The organism is Microbacterium testaceum StLB037 (assembly GCF_008763945.1).
Classification (GTDB): Bacteria; Actinomycetota; Actinomycetes; order Actinomycetales; family Microbacteriaceae; genus Microbacterium; species Microbacterium testaceum_G.
This window is the reverse complement of record NZ_VTQH01000003.1, coordinates 635,061-653,661: the sequence shown is the minus strand read 5'-3', so window position 1 is coordinate 653,661 and position 18,601 is coordinate 635,061. Positions and strand designations below refer to the sequence as shown.

18 protein-coding genes and 1 tRNA gene are annotated in these 18,601 nt (G+C 71.1%); 4 read left to right on the top strand and 15 right to left on the bottom strand.

Features of this window, described 5'->3' with window-relative positions; all coding sequences use genetic code 11:
* The first annotated feature begins 13 nt into the window (after nucleotides 1-13).
* On the top strand, nucleotides 14-1,468 hold the full coding sequence (locus F9B98_RS15450; RefSeq protein ID WP_150959004.1) for a sensor histidine kinase: 1,455 nt from the start codon (nucleotides 14-16) through the stop codon (nucleotides 1,466-1,468).
* 23 nt (nucleotides 1,469-1,491) lie between these two features.
* On the opposite strand, the gene F9B98_RS15445 is transcribed toward F9B98_RS15450, so the two are convergent.
* From F9B98_RS15445 to F9B98_RS15415, 7 genes are all read right to left on the bottom strand, one after another.
* A complete protein-coding gene (locus tag F9B98_RS15445; RefSeq protein ID WP_150959002.1) occupies nucleotides 1,492-2,448 on the bottom strand; it encodes a S41 family peptidase in 957 nt (318 codons plus the stop codon).
* A 43-nt stretch (nucleotides 2,449-2,491) separates the two neighbouring features.
* A complete protein-coding gene (locus tag F9B98_RS15440; RefSeq protein ID WP_150959000.1) occupies nucleotides 2,492-4,045 on the bottom strand; it encodes an FAD-dependent oxidoreductase in 1,554 nt (517 codons plus the stop codon).
* Between the two features lie 26 nt (nucleotides 4,046-4,071).
* On the bottom strand, nucleotides 4,072-4,950 hold the full coding sequence (locus tag F9B98_RS15435) for an FAD:protein FMN transferase (protein ID WP_150958998.1): 879 nt from the start codon (nucleotides 4,948-4,950) through the stop codon (nucleotides 4,072-4,074).
* 5 nt (nucleotides 4,951-4,955) lie between these two features.
* Entirely contained in the window at nucleotides 4,956-5,450 is a 495-nt protein-coding gene (locus tag F9B98_RS15430; RefSeq protein WP_150958996.1) for a hypothetical protein, read from the bottom strand.
* A gap of 195 nt (nucleotides 5,451-5,645) precedes the next feature.
* Nucleotides 5,646-6,680: a ribose-phosphate diphosphokinase gene (locus tag F9B98_RS15425; protein ID WP_150958994.1), complete on the bottom strand. Its 1,035-nt coding sequence runs from the start codon at nucleotides 6,678-6,680 to the stop codon at nucleotides 5,646-5,648.
* Nucleotides 6,670-8,118 carry a bifunctional UDP-N-acetylglucosamine diphosphorylase/glucosamine-1-phosphate N-acetyltransferase GlmU gene (glmU, locus tag F9B98_RS15420; protein ID WP_150958992.1) on the bottom strand — a complete coding sequence of 483 codons (1,449 nt, stop codon included), beginning with the start codon at nucleotides 8,116-8,118 and terminating at the stop codon, nucleotides 6,670-6,672. The genes F9B98_RS15425 and glmU overlap by 11 nt, the downstream gene beginning before the upstream one ends.
* A gap of 1 nt (nucleotide 8,119) precedes the next feature.
* A tRNA-Gln gene (locus F9B98_RS15415) sits at nucleotides 8,120-8,191 on the bottom strand.
* Between the two features lie 143 nt (nucleotides 8,192-8,334).
* On the opposite strand from F9B98_RS15415, the gene F9B98_RS15410 reads away from it, so the two are divergent.
* Both F9B98_RS15410 and F9B98_RS15405 read left to right on the top strand, forming a co-directional pair.
* Nucleotides 8,335-8,787: a MarR family transcriptional regulator gene (locus F9B98_RS15410; RefSeq protein WP_191966894.1), complete on the top strand. Its 453-nt coding sequence runs from the start codon at nucleotides 8,335-8,337 to the stop codon at nucleotides 8,785-8,787.
* On the top strand, nucleotides 8,784-9,296 hold the full coding sequence (locus F9B98_RS15405) for a hypothetical protein (protein WP_150958988.1): 513 nt from the start codon (nucleotides 8,784-8,786) through the stop codon (nucleotides 9,294-9,296). Before F9B98_RS15410 ends, F9B98_RS15405 begins: the two co-directional genes overlap by 4 nt.
* 49 nt (nucleotides 9,297-9,345) lie before the next feature.
* Here the strand turns inward: F9B98_RS15405 and F9B98_RS15400 are convergent, their stop codons facing one another.
* Nucleotides 9,346-10,089 carry a hypothetical protein gene (locus tag F9B98_RS15400; RefSeq protein ID WP_150958986.1) on the bottom strand — a complete coding sequence of 248 codons (744 nt, stop codon included), beginning with the start codon at nucleotides 10,087-10,089 and terminating at the stop codon, nucleotides 9,346-9,348.
* Between the two features lie 154 nt (nucleotides 10,090-10,243).
* Here F9B98_RS15400 and F9B98_RS15395 point away from each other — a divergent pair, with 154 nt between their 5' ends.
* Nucleotides 10,244-11,914 carry a PHP domain-containing protein gene (locus tag F9B98_RS15395; protein WP_150958984.1) on the top strand — a complete coding sequence of 557 codons (1,671 nt, stop codon included), beginning with the start codon at nucleotides 10,244-10,246 and terminating at the stop codon, nucleotides 11,912-11,914.
* Nucleotides 11,915-11,971: 57 nt separating this feature from the next.
* Here F9B98_RS15395 and F9B98_RS15390 read toward each other — a convergent pair whose 3' ends face one another.
* The 7 genes from F9B98_RS15390 to F9B98_RS15360 form a co-directional block, all read right to left on the bottom strand.
* On the bottom strand, nucleotides 11,972-13,765 hold the full coding sequence (locus F9B98_RS15390) for an ABC-F family ATP-binding cassette domain-containing protein (protein ID WP_150958982.1): 1,794 nt from the start codon (nucleotides 13,763-13,765) through the stop codon (nucleotides 11,972-11,974).
* A gap of 216 nt (nucleotides 13,766-13,981) precedes the next feature.
* Nucleotides 13,982-14,899 (bottom strand): ABC transporter substrate-binding protein, encoded by a 918-nt coding sequence (locus F9B98_RS15385; protein WP_150958980.1) that lies wholly within the window; start codon nucleotides 14,897-14,899, stop codon nucleotides 13,982-13,984.
* Nucleotides 14,900-14,937: 38 nt separating this feature from the next.
* A complete protein-coding gene (locus F9B98_RS15380) occupies nucleotides 14,938-15,696 on the bottom strand; it encodes an ABC transporter permease (RefSeq protein WP_150958978.1) in 759 nt (252 codons plus the stop codon).
* On the bottom strand, nucleotides 15,693-16,373 hold the full coding sequence (locus tag F9B98_RS15375) for an ABC transporter permease (protein ID WP_150958976.1): 681 nt from the start codon (nucleotides 16,371-16,373) through the stop codon (nucleotides 15,693-15,695). The genes F9B98_RS15380 and F9B98_RS15375 overlap by 4 nt, the downstream gene beginning before the upstream one ends.
* Complete coding sequence (locus F9B98_RS15370; protein WP_150958974.1) at nucleotides 16,370-17,194, bottom strand: ABC transporter ATP-binding protein; 825 nt, start codon at nucleotides 17,192-17,194, stop codon at nucleotides 16,370-16,372. The genes F9B98_RS15375 and F9B98_RS15370 overlap by 4 nt, the downstream gene beginning before the upstream one ends.
* 14 nt (nucleotides 17,195-17,208) lie before the next feature.
* The gene (locus tag F9B98_RS15365; RefSeq protein WP_150958972.1) at nucleotides 17,209-17,511 is read right to left on the bottom strand and encodes a DUF427 domain-containing protein; all 303 of its coding nucleotides are present in this window, start codon (nucleotides 17,509-17,511) and stop codon (nucleotides 17,209-17,211) included.
* A gap of 134 nt (nucleotides 17,512-17,645) precedes the next feature.
* Entirely contained in the window at nucleotides 17,646-18,578 is a 933-nt protein-coding gene (locus F9B98_RS15360; RefSeq protein ID WP_150958970.1) for a 4-(cytidine 5'-diphospho)-2-C-methyl-D-erythritol kinase, read from the bottom strand.
* Between the last annotated feature and the right edge of the window lie 23 nt (nucleotides 18,579-18,601).

The window sequence follows — 18,601 nt, the reverse complement described above, 5'->3', positions numbered from 1 at the left end:
CCAGGCGCGTCTGATGACCGCGGTGATCGGCATGGTCGCGTTCATCCTCGTGATGATCGGCATCTCGACCAGCGCGATCCTCAGCCAGGTGCTCTACGTCAATCTCGATGCCCAGGTGACCGAGGACGCCTCGCTCATCCAGGGTCGCGTGTCGTTCCAGAGCTCCGCGCAGCAGGTGCTGCAGTCGGGCTTCTTCGACTCCGGCACACTGCTGGTGATGAACTCGCGCGGCACGGGCATCAGCGGTGCCGTCGTCGGCGACAACGGAGCGCGAGCGCTCTCGAGCGACGACCTCGGGCGCATCGCCGACAGCCTGCAGGCCGCGGCCGACTCGAATGCGCAAACGGTCGACCTCCCGAACCTCGGTGAGTATCTCGTCCGCACGTTCCAGACGCCCGGCGGCGACGGAATCTTCCTCGTGGGGCTCCCGCTCTCGAGCGTCACCAGCACGATCGGCGCGATCCTCACCACCGTCGCGCTGGTCACCGCCGGCGGCCTGCTGCTGCTCGCCGTGATCATCGCGATCGTCATCCGCCTGGGCCTGCGTCCGCTCCGGGCCGTCGCCGACACGGCGACCCGCGTGGCGTCCCTCCCCATGGACCAGGGCGATGTCTCGATCACCGAACGCGTCCCCGGCGATCAGGTCGACGACCACACCGAGATCGGACAGGTCGGCCTGGCCCTCAACACCCTCCTCGACCGCGTCGACGCCTCGCTCAGCGCACGTCAGCGCAACGAAGAACTGATGCGCCGGTTCGTCGCCGATGCCAGCCACGAGCTGCGCACGCCCCTGGCATCCATCCGCGGCTTCTCGGAGCTGTCGCTGCGCGCCATGCGTCAGGCGCAAGACGACGAGAGCCGCCAGCGCATCGCCCTGGCCGTCGAGACCACCGAGCAGTCGCTCGAACGGATCCAGGCGCAGTCGCTGCGCATGACGACCCTGGTCGAAGACCTGCTGCTGCTCGCGCGCCTCGACGAGGGCCAGGAGCTCGTGTACGGCTCGGTCGACCTCACCCGTCTCGCCGTCGAGGCCGTGGGAGACGCGCGCCCCGCCGGCCCCGATCACTCGTGGACGATCGACGTGCCCGACGCCCCCGTCGAGCTCGCGGGAGATGCGGCCCGGCTGCACCAGGTGGTGGCGAACCTCCTCGCCAACGCCCGCACGCACACGCCCGCCGGCAGCGAGGTGAACGTCTCGGTCGCCCACGAGGGCGCGGAGGCCGTGCTGCGGGTGCACGACAACGGCCCCGGGATCGACCCCTCGGTCGCGGCGCAGTTGTTCGAGCGCTTCGCCCGGGCCGACCGCTCGCGCGACCGGAAGACCGGCGGCACGGGCCTCGGCCTGTCCATCGCCCGCGCGATCGTCGACGCCCACCACGGCACCATCACCGTGAAGAGCACGCCGGGCGACACGACCTTCGAGGTGCGCCTTCCGGCGAAGCCGACCGACCCGGTGAGCGCGGAGTGAGACGAGATCCCGGATGCCGGTGATCAGGCGCAGCGCGACCTGACCGCCGTCCGCGCGGCCTCGAGGTCAGGCCCCGGCGCGACCTCGATGTCGGGGGCGAGGGGGCCGTCGTAGACCTGACCGGTGCGGTCGACGTCGAAGGACGTGGTGAGGATGAGGCGGGCGCCGTCGCTGAGCTCTCTCGCCTCGTTTCCGGTCGTCAGCCCCGCCGTCGGCTTGCCGACCCGCACGACATCGGCCTGACCGGCGAAGGCGATCGCGACGATCTCCGCGGAGCTCGCCGTCATGCCGGAGGTGAGTAAAGCGACGGGGGCGTCGATCGTGAAGCCGCCGGGCGTGGAGGTGCCGTCTCCCCCGGGCGTCGAGACCACACCGCCGTCCGAGACCGTCGCCCAGTGCGTCGTGGCGTCGCGCTGCAGCCCGACGACCTCCCCGTCGTCCAAAAGCGGTGCGACCACGGCGAGCATGGGCCACGCGTTGCCTCCGCCGTTCGTGCGCAGGTCGATGATCCAGCCGCAGTCGGTCGTGGCCGCCGCGGCCCGGATCGCCGCGAGCCCCTCCGACTGGTATCGCTCGACCGCCTCGGAAGTCTCCCCCTGGAATCCGGGCAGTGAAAGCACGCTGATGCCGTCGCGTGTGGATACGGTCGGGACGGCGAAGGATGCGTCCGGGGCGTTCTGCCTCTCGATGGAGGACACATCCGCCGGCGTCTGCACCCACGAGTGCACCCCGCCCGCCGCCGCCACCAGCTCCCCCAGGCCCCGGTGGGTCTCGGCGATGGTCGCCTTAGCCTTCAGCTCGGGTTCGGCCCGGGTGACGGCATCCCGGAATTCATCCGTGTCGGCGTGGATGCCGTCGCGCATCTCCGTGATTGCCGCGTCGACATAACGGGCGACCTCGTTCGTCCCGGTACTGGCCGCGCAGCCGCTGAGCGCGACCATCACAGCGATCAGGGTGACAGCTCGTCGAAGAGGGGACATCTCCCCACCCTTCCGGGTCGGGGCCCGCTGCGCCACCTCGGATTCAGTACCCGGCGAAGGCGTCCGTGGTCAGCGACTTCGCCTTCGCGAGCGCGGGGGCGAGGGCCGAGATGAGCCGCGGCGGGCCCGAGACGTACGCCGCGCGCTGCGCGATGTCGGGGACGGTCCGCAGGAGTCCCTCGGCATCCACTCGATCCGGTCCCGCCCACACCCAGCCGGTCGGAAGGTCGAGCGGCTCGTCGCGGGAGAACACCACGACCGGGATGCCGCTGGCGGCGATCTCGTCGCGGAAGGCGAGCTCGGCGGCCTCGGACACGACGTAGACGAGCACCACGTCGCGGTTCTGCCCGGTGGCGACGAGGTGGCGCAGCTGCGAGACGAACGGGGTCACCCCGACGCCGGCGGCGACCAGCAGCACGGGCGAGGTCGGGCGCGAGGGGAGCACGAAGTCGCCCCAGACGCCGGTGACCGCGAGGGTCGATCCGGGCTCGACCGCCGCGAGCGCGCGCTTGTACGACGACTGCGAGCCCTCCTTGAAGGCGATGCGCACCTCGGGCAGGTCTTCGGGAGCGGAGACGATCGAGAACTCGCGACGCGTGCCGCGGGCATCGGGTCGGCGGTGGGGCACATCGAGCTCGAGGTACTGGCCGGGGTGGAAGGAGAAGGGGCGGGCGGCGTGGAACGACAGCTCGCGCACCGTGGGCGTCACCTCGCGGCGCCGCTCCACCCGCAGACGCACGGCCGCGCGCAGGCAGAAGAGGAACGCCAGCAGGTTGCCGACGAGCAGGGCACGCTCCTGGCCGAGGGTGATCGCGCCGAGCGAGAGCGGCCAGCCGACGAGGACGCCGACGAGGATCGCGACGACGTACTGCTGCACGCGACGCGGAGGCAGCGTCAGGGGCTCCGACAGCATGAAGGCGCCGAGGAAGAGGAAGGGCGACGAGAACGCCACCTGGGTCAGCACGCTCGGCACATCGACGGGGAATCCCGCGGCCTGGAACTGCACGCTCGTGCGCAGGAAGGCCACGGCCATCGCGACGGCCCAGAAGACCACCACGATCGGCAGTTTGTCGGTGCGCAACAGCAGCAGAACGCCCAGGATCAGCACGGGGGCCGCGAGCCACGGCGAACCCACCCACCACGCCGAGGAGCCGAGGTCGGGCGCCCAGATGCTCACGATCGTGAGCACCGTCGCCCCGGTGGCCGCGGGATTGAAGATGTGCCGGCCGCGCCACGCGAGCAGGTACTTCGAAGCGGATGCCACGACCCCGGCGAGGGCGAGACCGACAAGGCCGAGCGGCTCCGCCGAGGGGCGCAGCACGAACAGCAGGATCGCGGCCGTGATCAGCGAGGACTCCAGGCGTCGCGGCATCCGGAGCATCGTCTGCGCAACGAGGTCGGTGAGGGCGCACGCGACGGCGAGCACGATCGCGCTCGCGACCAGCTCGAGCGACTTCGGCACCACCACGCCGGCGAACGACAGCACGAGCGAGAGGACGGCGAGAAGACCCAGCGAGGCCAGGACGAGCCGGTACATCGACACGCGTCCGATGAGACCGAGGACCCGGGTCGAACCGGCGGTGAGCGTGGTGCTCATGAGAGAACCCTTCGGGGGGATGGGGGTCAGGAGAAGATCTCGCCCGAGAATCCGGGCGACCACTCGACGCGGCCGTCGGTGCGCATGCGCACCCAGTCTGCGTTCCAGGATGCCGCAAGCTCGGGGCCGCCGTCGAAGAACAGCGCCGTGGCCAGAGCGTCGGCGCGCATCGCGGTCTCGGCCAGCGCCCAGGTCGCCGCGTACGCCCGCACGGGGGCGCCGGTGCGGGCGTCGAGCACGTGGTGGAGACCGTCTCCCCACGCGCGCCGGTTGATCGCCGAGGCGCACAACGCCCCCTCGGCGACCGTGACCACGCCGATCGCGCGCGTCGCGTCGTAGGGGTGCTCGAGCCCGACGCGCACCGGGGTGCCGCGCGCCGCGAGGTCGCCCGAGGCGTCGACGACGAGGTCGCCGTCGACGAAGCCGGACACCGTATCGAGCACGAGGTCGACGAGTCGCCCTTTGCCGAGGGCTCCGACGTCGATCGTCGCGGGCATCGAGACGCTCACGCGGTCGGCATCCCAGGAGAGCACCTCGGTCCACGACGGCGCCGGCTGCGGCTCGCCCCACGGCGCGAGGGTCAGCCGCGCGTCGTACCCGACGCGGGCGAGCGCGTCGCCGACCAGGGGGTTCACGGCGCCGGAGGTCGCCGCGTCGAGTTCGCGGTACAGCGAGAGCATGGCATCCGCATCCTCGGGGGCGGGGACGGATGCCGTGCGCCCCTCGGCGAGCGCGGTCATGAGCGAATCGTCGCGAAAGCGCGACCACTCCCGGTCGAAGCGTTCGACGACGGACGAGACCGCGTCGCGGGCGACCGTCGGCAGCGGGTGCGCCGTATCGATCGCCCACGACGTGCCGATCGCGTCGAAGGCCCAGATCGACCCCGTCGCCATCGGACTGCTCATGTTCGTCAGGCCTTCGCCTCGGACTTGATGGTGTCGACGGCCTTGTTGAAGCCGCCGCTGGTGAGCGAGGAACCGGCGACCTTGCTGACCGAGATCTCGTCGAGCTTCTTGCCCACGACCTCGTCCTGGATGCCGCCGATGAACTCGCCCTGGTAGCGCTTGGACTCCGCGGCCTGCGGGTCGCCCGTCACCGAGACGGCCGTGACGGTGTCGCCGGCGATCGTGAGGGTGACGTCGATGGTCTCGACGCTCTCGGGCGTGGCGTACTGGCCGGTGGCCTCGTACTGGCCGTCCTTGTAGGTTCCCGAGCCGGTGGAGTCGGCGGCGGCTGCGGAGGTGCTGGACGGGGCCGAGCTCGCGGCGGGGGTGGCGGCGGGCGCGGGGGCGGCGTCGCCGGTGGTCGAGCCACCCGCGCACCCGGCGAGGGTCGCGATGCCGGCTACTCCCAGCAGGGCGGTGCCGATGCGGACGGGACGGGGTACGGCTGTGGTGCGGATCATGAGGGTCCTCCTTCGGTCGTGCCTCGCGGCGCGTACGTGCTCACGGTAGGGACACGACCTTGGCCGCTCCCCGGTTCATTCTTTTGAGCGAGCTGTGCGGAGCGGTCCGGGGCGGGACCGCTCGCGGCATCCCGCGCAGACGGACTCAGCCGCCTCCCGCGACGGGAGACGGCTGAGATCGGAGGGCGGGATCGCCTACGCGTCGCCGCCGAACATGCTCGTGACCGAGCCGTCCTCGAAGACCTCTTTGATCGCACGGGCCAGCAGCGGCGCGATCGGCAGGACGGTGAGCCGCTCGAAGCGGCGCTCGGCGGGCAGCGGAACAGTGTCGGTCACCACGACCTGGTCGATCGCGGGATCTTGCAGGCGCTCGGTGGCGGGGTCGCTGAAGATCGCGTGGGTCGCGGCGACGATGACCTTGCGGGCACCCGAGGCCTTGAGGGCCTGCGCGGCCTTCTGGATCGTTCCGCCGGTGTCGATCATATCGTCGACGAGGAGGCACGTGCGGCCCTTCACATCACCGACGATCTCGTGCACCGAGACCTGGTTGGCGACCTTCGGGTCGCGACGCTTGTGGATGATGGCGAGAGGGGCGCCCAGGCTGTCGGACCACGTGTCGGCGACGCGCACACGCCCCATGTCGGGAGAGACGACCGTGAGGGTCTCGCGGTCTTCTCCGGTCAGGCCCTGCTCGAAGTGCTCGAGCAGCACGGGCTTGGCGAAGAGGTGGTCGACCGGGCCGTCGAAGAAGCCCTGGATCTGCGCGGCATGCAGGTCGACGCTCATGATCCGGTCGGCGCCGGCGGTCTTGAGCAGGTCGGCGACGAGACGCGCGCTGATGGGCTCGCGACCGCGGCCCTTCTTGTCTTGACGCGAGTACGGGAAGTACGGCGCCACCACGGTGATCCGCTTGGCCGAGGCGCGCTTGAGCGCGTCGAGCATGATGAGCAGTTCCATGAGCCACTCGTTGACCGGAGGACCGAACGACTGCACGACGAACACGTCGCATCCTCGGATCGACACCTCGAAGCGGGTGTAGATCTCGCCGGAGGCGAAGGTGCGGTGCTCGGTGGGCGCGAGCTCGGTGCCCAGGTGCTGAGCGACCTGCGCTGCGAGCTCGGGGTGCGACCGACCCGAGGCGACGACGAGCCGCTTCTTGGTCTTGGCGACGAGCCCGGGGGCGATGCCGTTGTCGCGGTCGAGGTCTACACGATTCTTCTTACGAGCCATCGGCCGCTTCCTGTTCAGCCCGAGCCCGCGCGGCCACATCGGCCGCTCGGGTGCCCGGTCGGTTCTTCTCGACCCACCCCTCGACGTTGCGCTGGGGTGCCACGCTGAGCGCCAGCGCACCGGCCGGGACGTCCTTACGGATCACCGCGCCGGCGCCCGTCTTGGCGCCCGCTCCAATGGTAACCGGCGCGACGAAGACGTTGTGCGAACCGCTGTGCACCTCGTCGCCGATGACCGTGCGGTGCTTGGCGAGGTCGTCGTAGTTGGCGGTGATGGCGCCGGCGCCGAGGTTGACGCCGCGCCCGATCTCGGTGTCGCCGATGTACGACAGGTGCGGAACCTTGCTGCCCTCGCCGATCGAGGAGTTCTTGACCTCGACGAAGGTGCCGACCTTGCCGTTCACGCCGACGCGGGCGTTGGCGCGGAGGTACGCGAACGGGCCGACCGTGGCTCCGGCCTCGACGACCGCGAGCGTTCCGTCGGTGCGGGTGACCGTGGCGTTCGCGCCCACCTCGCAGTCGACCAGGCTCGTGTCGGGGCCCACGGTCGCGCCCGAGGCGATGACGGTCGCTCCCCGCACGTGCGTGTTGGGGAGGATCGTGACGTCGGGGGCGAGGGTGGCCGTCACGTCGATCCAGGTCGTGGCCGGGTCGACGACGGTGACGCCCTCCAGCTGCCAGCGGCGCACCGTGCGCGCATTCAGGGTGCGCCCCGCCTCCGACAGCTGGACGCGGTCGTTCACCCCGAGGGCGGCGGACGCATCGGCGGTGACGGATGCCGCGACCCCCAGCTGCGCGTCGACGAGCAGCCCGACCACGTCGGTCAGGTACTTCTCGCCCTGCGCGTTGGCGGTGCCCACCTGGGCGAGCTGAGCGCGCAACGGTGCCGCCTGGAAGACGTAGACGCCCACGTTGATCTCGGTCACCGCGGCTTCGTCGGCCGTGGCGTCTTTCTGCTCGACGATGCGGCGCACGCCGTCGGCCTCGTCGCGGAGGATCCGGCCGTAGCCGAAGGGCTGGTCGACCCGCGCGCTCAGGAGCGTGACGGCGGTGCCGCCCGTGCGGTGCGTGGCCAGCAGCTCGGTCAGGGTTCCCGTCTCGAGCAGCGGCACGTCGGCGCTGAGGACGAGGACGTCGCCCTCGAAGCCCTCGAGCGCCTCGAGCGCGGCCTCGACCGCGCGGCCGGTGCCGGGCACCTCGTCCTGGTCGACGATGACGACCCCGGGCGCGAGCTCCGACACGGTCTCGGCGACGAGCTCGCGCTCGTGCCGCACGACCACGACGATGCGAGCGGGATCGAGGGATGCCGCGGTGTCGAGCACGTGACCGACGAGCGGGCGACCGCCGACCGGGTGTAGCACCTTGGGAGTACGGGATCGCATGCGCGTTCCCTGACCCGCAGCGAGGACGACGACGGCCAACTCGGTCGGTGATGTCATGCTCCGCCGCCAGGATTCGAACCTAGACCTAACAGCTCCAAAGGCTGTCGTGCTGCCGTTACACCACGGCGGACCGTGCCCGGGGGCACCGGTCAAGTCTGCCAGACGCGGACGCCGCGCGTTCCGCCCGGGTCGCACGACGTGGGCGCGGACACTCGACATAATGAGACCGTGACCCGGGACAGCGACGAAGTCGACCGCATCGTCGATGCGTGGATGCGACAGCGCCCCGACCTCGATTTCTCCCCCCTCGAGGTGCTCTCGCGTGTCGCCCGCCTCTCGCGTCACCTCGACATCGCGCGCAAAGAGGCGTTCCGCCGCAGCGACATCGAGTCGTGGGAGTGGGACGTGCTCTCGGCCCTGCGCCGCGCGGGCGAGCCGTACCAGCTGAGCCCCAAGCAGCTGCTGCAGCAGACCCTGGTCTCGAGCGGCACCATGACCAACCGCATCGATCGGCTCGTCGCCCGTCGATTCGTGCGCCGCGAAGCGGATCCGGGCGATGGGCGCAGCATCCTGGTGACCCTGACCGAGGACGGACGAGTACGAGTGGATGCCGCGATCACGCGCCTCGTCGACGCCGAGGCCCTGCTGCTCGACGAACTCTCGCGCGGCGACCGCGACCGTCTCGCCATGCTGCTGCGCAAGCTCAGCCTGGGGTTCGACGCGTGAGCGCGCCGGTGGCGCCGCTGTCGCGCTGGGCCCGCGTACGGGCCTGGTTCGGCGTGCGCTTCCGCTCCCCCGCAGCGATCTACGGCCTCATCGTGTTCGCCGCGTTCGTCTCGATCGCCGACGACCACACCGAAGACGCGTGGGAGGTGCTGGCGAGTTCGTCGCTGTCACTGGTGGTGTTCTTCATCGCGCACGTCTTCGCCCACACCCTCACCGAGCACGCCACCCACGGCCTGCGGCACGCCACCCGTGAGGGGATGCGGCACGGTGCGGGCATGCTCTACGCCTCGGTCCCGTCGATCCTCGTGCTGGTGTGGGCCGGAGTCACCGGCGTGTCGGTGAGCGACGCCTACGAGGCGTGCATGTGGGCGACCTTCGCGGTGCTCGCCCTCCTCGGGTACGGCGCGTACGCCCGGCGCAAGGCTCGGATCGTCGTCCGCCTGCTCGGCGCCTTCGCCACCGCGTGCCTGGGCATCTTCATCATCGCCCTGGAGTACGCCGTCCACTGACCCCGCCGGGGCCGCCTCGCGCGCGGCGACCCCGCGTCGGCGCACGCGATCAGTCCTGAGCGGCGGCGCGGCGGCGCGCACGGGCGCGCAGCACGAGTCCGGCGGCCACGGCCAGCACGGCACCGATCCCGGCGACCCCCGCCACCTGCGCCCCCGTGATCGCCAGGTTCGACGCGCTCGCCGCGCCGGGGGCCGGGGTGCTCGAGGCCGAGACGCTCGGGGCCGCCGACGCCGAGGTTCCCGGGTCGATCGAGACCGAGGCGCTCGGCGACGGCGCCGAGGTCGTCGGAGCGGTGGTCGTCGGGGCGGTCGTCGGCGAGGGGCTCGGCCGGCCCGGAACCGACCATCCCGAGGCGTCGAGGGTCACGGCCAGGGTGGCCGCCGGCGCGATCGCGGAGGGGACGCCCGCCGAGAGCGCGAGGCACTCGAGCGTCAGCGTGGCCGCGGTGGCGCCGGAGGGGACGACCGCGGCGAACGACGACCCCATGGGGACGCTCACCGCCGCTCCCCCGCCGACGGGGACGGTCGCCGACACCACGACGGTACTCCCGCCGGTCGTCACCGTCAGGCGCGCGCCGTCCCGCGTCCCCGCGGGGCACCCGTCGGCGAAGGTCGCGGTGGAGAACGACGGGTATGCGGCGGCGTCACCGGAGTACACGGCCGCGCCGCCGGCATCCCTCACGACGAGCGGACTCGCCGCGGACGCGGCCGAGGCGCCGAACGGAACGAGGCCCGCGACGAGGATCGCGGCGGCGAGGGGGATCAAGCGGGTGGGCACGGGCGTCGACGACATGGCAGCTCTCGATCGGGTGGTGAGGACGAACGGACTGTGCCCCACCGTCGGGTCTGCGCGGTGAACGGATGGTGACGTCAACATCACCCCTCGGCCACCCGCCATTCATCCGCGGACCCTACGTTCCCGGCGACCCCTCTCACGAAAGTCTGCGATGCCCTCTCCCTCCTCCTCCGGCTTCTCGCGCCGCACGTTCCTCGCCGCGGCGGCCGCCGCCGTCACGACCGCCTCCGCGGCTTCGTCCTTCGGGCCCGCCGCCGCCTCGAGCGCGACCGCCGCGACGACCGCCGCCGCTGCCGTCACCGATCCGACGGCCCTGCGCTGGCTCGTCTTCGACCACCACGTGCACTCGGTGTACTCGCACGACGCGAAGTACGCGATGACGACGATCCTCGACCAGGCGCAGCGCTTCGGAGTGGATGCCATCGCCTTCACCGAACACAGCAACGTCGGTCACGCGAACGTCGGCGGCGTCTTCAACGCGGCGCGCGAGATCGAGGCGGCGCGCACGGCCCGCCCCGACCTGCTCGTGTTCCAGGGGCTCGAGTGGTACATCCCGGCCGCCGAGCACGGCACCGTGCTCGTGGCACCCGGCCCGCGGGTGACCGAGGTGCTGCGCCGTTTCGAGCTCGACTACGACGGCAAGCTGAACAAATGGGAGAAGCCACGGCCGAACACCAGCGACGCTTCCGACTGGCTGCAGCACGCGGTCGACGGCATCTCGTGGCTCGGCGCGCAGCGCAGGGCGGGCGTGATCGACGACGTGCTGGTGCTCGCCAACCACCCGAGTCGCCTCGGCATCGACTCCCCCGGCGAACTGCGCGCGTGGCAGGACGCCGACCCCGACGTCTTCGTCGGTTTCGAGGGGGCGCCCGGCGCTCAGGCCTCGGGCCTGGCGGCCAACACCACCGACCGCTCGCAGCGCGGAGAGTACGAGAACTCCCGCAGCGACTACTCCTTCCCCGGGTTCCCCGCCGAGGCGTACCGCGCGCACGGCGGCTTCGACTGGATGACCGCCGTCGTCGGCGGCATGTGGGACGCCCTGCTGAGCGAGGGCCGTCGCTGGTGGATCACGACGAACAGCGACCTGCACCTGAAGAACTTCGACAACACGCGCGTGGGCGACTTCCCCACCGGGTCCGGCTGGGACAACGGCGCGACCCTGGCGAACTTCAACCGCGCCGGGCGCCGCCCCGACCCGGTCTCGACGGCGTCGCCGCAGGGCGGCAGCGACCTCTGGCCGGGCGAGTTCAGCCGCACCCATGTCGGAGCCGTCGACCGCTCGCACACCGCCGTCCTCGACGCGGTCCGCGCGGGACGCATGTGGGTCGACCACGGGCACCTCGTCGCCGGGCTCGCGGTCACCCTCCGCGCCGTCGACGACACCGCCAACGCCGCCACGCTCGGCGGGACGCTTCGCGTTCCCGCGGGGACGAAGCTCGAGATCGTGATCGACGTCGAACCGACCGCGCAGCGCAACTCCGCCGGCATCCTGCCCCGTCTGGCCCACCTCGACGTCATCCGCGGCGAGATCACCGGCCCGGTGAGCGACCGCGACACGATGACGGCTCCGCGCACGCGCGTCGTCGAGCTGCGCGACGTCAGCGATCGCAGCGGCTCGGCGTTCCGCATCGTCATCCCGGTGGGCACCGCCGACGTCGACGGCTACGTGCGCGTGCGTGGGTCGGACGGCAAGGTCAACGGCACCGGCCCTCGCGGCGCCGAGGTCGACCCCCGGGCACCGCAGCCGCACGCGGCGGGCCAGGGCAACCCGTGGCTCGACACCTGGCTCTACACGAACCCGATCTTCGTGTCGGTGCGCTGACCCGATCGCGCGAACGGCCCGTCCCTTGTGGGGCGGGCCGTTCGTCGCGGGCGGGATTCAGCCGATGGCCTCGGTGAGCTCGAACCAGGTCAGCTCGAGCTCGTCGCGCTCGCCCTCGAGGCCCGAGATACGCTGCATCTCCTTGCCGAGGCCCTCGTAGTCCGACTGGTCGTGGTCGGCGAGCGCGGCCTTGGCCTTATCGATCTGCTGCTGCAGCTTCTCGATACGCCGCTCGGTCGCCGAGGCCTCCTTCTGCGCGGCGCGCAGCTCGGCGCCCTGCAGACCCGGAGCCGCGCCGGCGCCGCCCGTCGTCGCAGGCCGCGAGGGCTCGGCATCCTGGATCGCTCGAAGACGCAGGTACTCGTCGACGCCGCCGGGGAGGTGGCGGAGCGTGGCGTCGAGGATCGCGTACTGCTGGTCGGTGACGCGCTCGAGGAAGTACCGGTCGTGCGAGACGACGATGAGGGTGCCCGACCACGAGTCGAGCAGGTCTTCCATGGCCGCGAGCATGTCGGTGTCGAGGTCGTTGGTGGGCTCGTCGAGGATGAGCACGTTCGGCTGGTCGAGGATGACGAGCAGCAGCTGCAGGCGGCGCTTCTGCCCACCCGAGAGATCCTTCACCGGGGTGGAGAGCTGCGCGCTCGAGAAGCCGAGGCGCTCGAGCAGCTGGCCCGGGGTGAGCTCCTGCGACTTGGAGCCGGTGCCGAACGCGTAGGTCGTGCGCAGCCCCGCGATGACCGTGCGCACCGGGTCGTTCAGGTGCTGGTCTAGTTCGTCGAGGCGCTGGGTGAGGGTGGCGACCTTGACGGTCTTGCCGCGCTTGACGCGTCCGCTGGTGGGCTCGAGCGAGCCGGTGACGAGGTTCAGAAGGGTCGACTTGCCCGCGCCGTTCACCCCCAGGATGCCGGTGCGCTCCCCCGGCGCGATGCGCCACTCGACGTCCTTGAGCACCGTCTTGTCGCCGAAGGTCACACCGGCGTCGAGCAGGTCGACGACGTCCTTGCCCAGACGCGCGACCGCGAGGGACTGCAGGGCGACCTTGTCGCGGATCTCGGGGACGTCGGCGATGAGCTCGTTCGCCGCATCGATGCGGAACTTCGGCTTCGACGTGCGGGCCGGAGCCCCTCGGCGCAGCCACGCGAGCTCTTTGCGGGCGAGGTTCTGACGACGCTGTTCGATGGATGCCGCCTGACGGTCGCGCTCCACGCGCTGCAGGATGTACGCCGCGTAGCCGCCCTCGAAGGGCTCGACGATCCGGTCGTGCACCTCCCAGGTCGCGGTGCAGATCTCGTCGAGGAACCACCGGTCGTGCGTGACCACGAGCAGGCCGCCCGCGGAGGGAGCCAAGCGCTTCTTGAGGTGCCCCGCGAGCCAGGTGATGGCCTCGACGTCGAGGTGGTTGGTGGGCTCGTCGAGGAACAGCACGTCCCAGTCGCCCGAGAGCAGCTTCGCCAGCGCGACCCGGCGACGCTGACCTCCCGAGAGGTCGCCGAGACGGGCGTCCCACGGCAGGTCGCCGAGCAGACCCGCGATCACGTCGCGCGTGCGGGCGTCTCCCGCCCACTCGTGCTCGGGGCGGTCGCCGACCACCGCGTGGCCGATCGTGTCGTCGTCGTCGAGGGTGTCCTGCTGGTCGAGCACGCCCACCGTGACGCCGCCGCGCACCGTGACGCGCCCGCCGTCGGGTTCGCGGATGCCGGCGAGCATGCCGAGCAGACTCGACTTGCCGTCGCCGTTGCGGCCGACGATGCCGATGCGATCGCCCTCGTTCACGCCCAGCGAGACGGAGTCGAAGACGACCTTGGTCGGGTATTCCAGGTGCAGGGCTTCGCCCCCGAGCAGGTGTGCCATATCCGTCCCAGGCTACGCGGTGCCCGGGGTGTGCGAGCGCGCCGGGGTGCCGGCATCCCGAATCGAGGTCTTCGACCGACGGGACAGGAGCCCTCCGCGCCGAGACAGCGTGTCGCTGACGACACCGGCGCGGCCCGACATCGACACGCCGTCTCGCGGGCGGAGACGACGGCGGGGCCGCCCGGCGAACCGGACGACCCCGCGTGAGGCGACGACTTAGAAGCCGTTGGCCGACAGCCATTCCTTGGCGATGTCGGCGGACGACTTCTGGTCGACCGTCGACTCGACGTTCATCGCAACCAGCGCGTCCTCGGTGAGGGCGGCGCTGACCTTGTTGAGCGTGTCCGAGACCTCGGACGCGATCTTCGAGTTGACCACCGGCACGACGTTCGACGCCAGGAACAGGCCCTTGGGGTCGCTCAGCGTGACCAGGTTGTCGGTCTTGATGCGGGGGTCGGCGGTGTAGACGTTAGCGACCTGGATCGTGCCGGCGACGAGGTCGTCGACCGTGGTCTCGCCGGTGGGCGAGAACTGAACGGTCACGCCATAGGTCGACTGGAGGCCGGTGGGCCCGTAGGGACGCTCGGCGAGCTCGGCGTTGCCACCGAGGGTCAGTCCCGAGGTGACCTTCGCGAGGTCGGCGATCGAGGTGAGGCCGTTGGCGTCGGCGAAGGCCTTCGTGACGGTGTACGAGTCCTGGTCGGTGGCCTGCGACTGGTCGAGGACCTCGAGGCCCTCGGGGAGGGCGGCGGGCAGAGCCGCGTACACGTCGTCCGACGTGCGCGCCGTGGTGTCCTTCTCGAAGAACTGCAGCAGGTTGCCGGTGTACTCGGGGAACACCGAGACGGTGCCGTCCTCGAGCAGCGGGATGTACGCGTCGCGCTGACCGATCTGGAACTGACGCTGGACGGTCTTGCCGGCGCCCTCGAGCGCCTGCGCGTAGATCTCGGCGATGATCTCGTTCGAGTAGTAGGCCTGCGAGCCGACCACGATGGTGTCGCCCGCGGCGCTGGCACCGCCGCCGCCGTTGCTCAGCGGGTCGCTGGAGCCGCCGCTGCAACCGGCGAAGGCGAGCGAGGCGACCGCGAGGCCGGCGAACAGGCCGAGGCCCTTCTTGGTTCGTGCTGTGAACATGGGTGCTCTCTTTTCTGGTGATTCGGGAATCGGGTGGGTCAGGGGGTCGCGGGGGGCGCGGTCGGCGCTCCCACGGCGAGGGCCTCGGCACGACGCTGGCGAGCCGAGCGCCGCTGCGGCTGGGCGGAACCGGCGGCGCGGATGCCACGGGGCACGACCAGGTGCTGGAGCAGGGCGAAGAGCCCGTCGATGACGAGTGCGAGCACGGCGACGAGGATCGCGCCGCCGATGAGGATGTCGAAGCGGCGCAGCGGAATCGCGGCGATGATGTACTGCCCGAGGCCGCCGAGGCCGATGTACGCCGCGATGGTGACCGTGGCGAGCACCTGCAGGGTGGCGGCGCGGATGCCGCCGACGAGCAGCGGCAGGCCCAGCGGAACCTCGATGCGCCAGAGAATCTGCGACTCGGTCATGCCCATCGATCGGCCGGCGTCGATCACGCGACGGTCGATGGCCTCGAACCCGGTGTAGGCGCCGGCCAACAGCGAGGGGATGGCCAGCACCACGAAGGAGATGATCGCCGCCTCGGGCTTGTGCAGGACGCCCAGGAGCAGGGTCAGCAGGATCAGCAGACCGAACGATGGGATGGCGCGGGCGGCTCCCGAGATCGCCACCGCCGTCTCGCGCCCCTTGCCGGTGTGACCGATGTACCACCCGAGGGGGATCGCGATCGCTCCCGCGATGAGGACAGCGATGAGGGTGTAGAGCAGCTGGACGCCGACCGCGACCGGGATGGAGTCGAACTGGCCGGGGTCGCCCGAGAAGATCCAGGCGATCGCGTCGCCGACGAGGTTCATGCCTTCACCAGCGTTCGGTTGGCCTGACGCGAGACGGCGCGGGTGGCACGCGTCCACGGCATGAGCAGGCGGCCCGCGATCACGAGCAGCAGATCGATGACCAGCGCGAGCACCACGACGGCGACGACCCCCGCGAAGACCTCGGGGATGATGCGCCGCTGCAGGCCGTTCGTGAACAGGTAGCCGATGTTCTGGATGCCGACGAGGATGCCGACCGTGGCCAGAGCGATCGTGCTGGCCGAGGCGACACGCAGCCCCGCGAGCACCACGGGTCCTGCGAGCGGGAACTCCACCGCCCAGAAGCGACGGAACGAGCCGTAGCCGATCGCCGTGGAGGCCTGGCGCACCCCGGCATCCACCGAATCGAGACCGTCGGCGACCGCTCGCACGAGGATCGCGACGGCGTAGATGGCGAGGGCGACGATGAGGTTCGTCTCACTCACGATGCTGTACCAGCCCGTGACGACGGGCACGAGGATCAGCAGCGCCAGGGAGGGGATCGTGTAGAGCAGGCCCGTGATGGTGATGACGCCGCTGCGCACCAGGCGATAGCGCCACGCGACCCAGCCGAGCGGGACGCTCAGCACGAAGCCCGCGATCAGCGCGATGATGCTCTGGCGCAGGTGCACCAGCGTCAGCTGCCCGATCAGGTCGAGGTTGTTACCGACCCAGTTCACGGGTGGGAGTCCTCCACGAGGGCGCCCTGCGTGCGTCCCTCGGCGTCGACCACGACCGTGCCGGTCGCCGTCTGCTTCAGGTGCAGCGCGCGCTTGCCCTTGACCGCGCCGATGAAGCTCGCGACGAAGTCGCTCGCCGGGTTCTCGACGATCTCGCTGGGCGTGCCTACCTGGGCGATCTTCGCGCCCTTCTCGAGGATGACGACCTGGTCTCCGAGCAGGAACGCCTCGTCGATGTCGTGCGTGACGAAGACGATGGTCTTGCCGATCTCGCTCTGCAGGCGCAGGAGCTCCTGCTGCAGCTCGTCGCGCACGATCGGGTCGACGGCGCCGAAGGGCTCGTCCATCAGGAGGATGTTGGGGTCGGCGGCGAGACCGCGGGCGACGCCCACACGCTGCTGCTGACCGCCGGAGAGCTGGCTGGGGTAGCGGTCGGCCATCGCCTCGTCCAGACCCACGGTGCGCATGAGCTCGAGCGCGCGAGTGCGCGCGGTCTTGCGGTTCTGCCCCTGCAGGACCGGCACCGTCGCGATGTTGTCGGCCACCGAGAAGTGCGGCAGCAGACCCGAGTTCTGCATGACGTAGCCGATGCTGCGGCGCAACTGCACGGCGGGCTTGCCGCCGATGTCGGCGCCGTCGATCTGGATGGTGCCCGACGAGGGCTCGACCATGCGGTTGATCATGCGCAGCAGCGTCGTCTTGCCGCAACCGGACGATCCGACGAAGACGGTCGTCTTGCGGGAGGGGATGACGAGGTGGAAGTCGTCGACGGCGCGCGTGCCGTCGGGGAAGACCTTGGAGACGGCCGAGAACTCGATCATGTGCTCCCCCGACCTCAGTCGGAGACCACGACCTTCCGGTCGAAGGCGACGTAGCCCGCGAAGTCCTTGCCGACCCGCTCCACCGCACCGGGGTACAGGTCGGGGTACGACCACGCACCGTCGGCCAGCTCGGCACCGTCGAGCGAGACGTTCCAGTACTGGGCCGCACCCTTCCACGGGCAGGTGTACGGCGTAGGGCTCTCGTGCAGAGCACCCTCGCGGACGGACTGCGGCGGGAAGTACCAGTTCCCCTCGATCGAGGCCAGGTCGTCGCGGTCGGCTTCGGCGATCACGACGCCGTCGAGCACTGCCTTCATGGGGACCCCCTTCGTGGCGCCCCGCGGGCACAGCACCCAGCGGTGGCTGACCACCTCGAACGAGGCTAACCAGGTGATCGGCACGAAAAGCGCAGATTGCTCCGTGTGACGACCTCGGCTAAGGTGCGGCGCGGTCAGACCACCCGCGCGCCGGGGACGGGCCCGTGCACGTGGAGGGCGACGAGACCGGCAGCGCTGAGGGTGACCTGCAGGTCGATCGCGGACGATTCGTCGGCGGCGAGGAACGCGAGCGTCGGGCCCGAGCCCGAGACGATTCCCGCCAACGCGCCGGAGCTCTCGCCGCGCTCGAGAACGCGGGCGAGATCGGGGCGCAGGTGCAGGGCGGGGGCCTGCAGATCGTTGCGCAGGCTCGCGGCGAGCATGCCGGCGTCGCCCTGGCGCAGGGCGTGGAGCACGTCGCGATCGACGGCGGGCACCCGGGGAGCCGGTCCGATGTCGACCGCGTGGCGCCGGCGGTGCGCGTCGAGCTCGCCGTAGACCACCGGAGTGGACATGCCGATCTCGTTGGGCACGAGCACCCAGTCGAATCGTCCGCGGGCGAGCGCCGGGCTCAGCTGGTCGCCGCGGCCGGTTCCGACCGCCGTGCCGCCGAGCAGGGAGAAGGGCACGTCCGCACCGAGGCGCGCGGCGAGACGGGCGAGCTCGCTCGTCGGCATCCCGAGACCCCACAGGGCATCACAGGCGACGAGGGCGGCGGCCGCGTCGGCCGATCCCCCGCCCATGCCGCCGGCCACCGGCACGGCCTTGCGGATGGAGAGGTGGGCGCCGCTGTCGATGCCGGCGGTCTGCGCCAGCAGCTTCGCGGCGCGCACGGCGAGGTTCCGGTCATCGGTGGGGACGCCGTCGATCTCGACCGGCCCTCGCGCCGACACCTCGATGGTGACCTCGTCGGCGGGGGTCGCCACCATCTCCTCGTACAGCGACACGGCCTGGAACGCCGTCGCGAGCTCGTGATAGCCGTCGTCCTGGACGTCGCCGACCTCGAGGAAGACGTTGATCTTGCCGGGGGCTCGGACGCGGACGGATGCCGGAGTGTGCACGCTCATCGCTGCCGCCACCGATCCGCGCG

Bases quoted from the DNA above. Each gene is read 5' to 3' on its own strand.
- F9B98_RS15440 (WP_150959000.1), bottom strand. From the start codon at position 4,045: ATGAGCACCACGCTCACCGCCGGTTCGACCCGGGTCCTCGGTCTCATC.
- F9B98_RS15425 (WP_150958994.1), bottom strand. From the start codon at position 6,680: ATGGCTCGTAAGAAGAATCGTGTAGACCTCGACCGCGACAACGGCATC.
- F9B98_RS15410 (WP_191966894.1), top strand. From the start codon at position 8,335: ATGCGACAGCGCCCCGACCTCGATTTCTCCCCCCTCGAGGTGCTCTCG.
- F9B98_RS15430 (WP_150958996.1), bottom strand. From the start codon at position 5,450: ATGATCCGCACCACAGCCGTACCCCGTCCCGTCCGCATCGGCACCGCC.
- F9B98_RS15395 (WP_150958984.1), top strand. From the start codon at position 10,244: ATGCCCTCTCCCTCCTCCTCCGGCTTCTCGCGCCGCACGTTCCTCGCC.
- F9B98_RS15400 (WP_150958986.1), bottom strand. From the start codon at position 10,089: ATGTCGTCGACGCCCGTGCCCACCCGCTTGATCCCCCTCGCCGCCGCG.
- F9B98_RS15370 (WP_150958974.1), bottom strand. From the start codon at position 17,194: ATGATCGAGTTCTCGGCCGTCTCCAAGGTCTTCCCCGACGGCACGCGC.
- F9B98_RS15445 (WP_150959002.1), bottom strand. From the start codon at position 2,448: ATGTCCCCTCTTCGACGAGCTGTCACCCTGATCGCTGTGATGGTCGCG.
- F9B98_RS15385 (WP_150958980.1), bottom strand. From the start codon at position 14,899: ATGTTCACAGCACGAACCAAGAAGGGCCTCGGCCTGTTCGCCGGCCTC.
- F9B98_RS15365 (WP_150958972.1), bottom strand. From the start codon at position 17,511: ATGAAGGCAGTGCTCGACGGCGTCGTGATCGCCGAAGCCGACCGCGAC.
- F9B98_RS15450 (WP_150959004.1), top strand. From the start codon at position 14: ATGACCGCGGTGATCGGCATGGTCGCGTTCATCCTCGTGATGATCGGC.
- F9B98_RS15360 (WP_150958970.1), bottom strand. From the start codon at position 18,578: ATGAGCGTGCACACTCCGGCATCCGTCCGCGTCCGAGCCCCCGGCAAG.
- F9B98_RS15380 (WP_150958978.1), bottom strand. From the start codon at position 15,696: ATGAACCTCGTCGGCGACGCGATCGCCTGGATCTTCTCGGGCGACCCC.
- F9B98_RS15435 (WP_150958998.1), bottom strand. From the start codon at position 4,950: ATGAGCAGTCCGATGGCGACGGGGTCGATCTGGGCCTTCGACGCGATC.
- glmU (WP_150958992.1), bottom strand. From the start codon at position 8,118: ATGACATCACCGACCGAGTTGGCCGTCGTCGTCCTCGCTGCGGGTCAG.
- F9B98_RS15390 (WP_150958982.1), bottom strand. From the start codon at position 13,765: ATGGCACACCTGCTCGGGGGCGAAGCCCTGCACCTGGAATACCCGACC.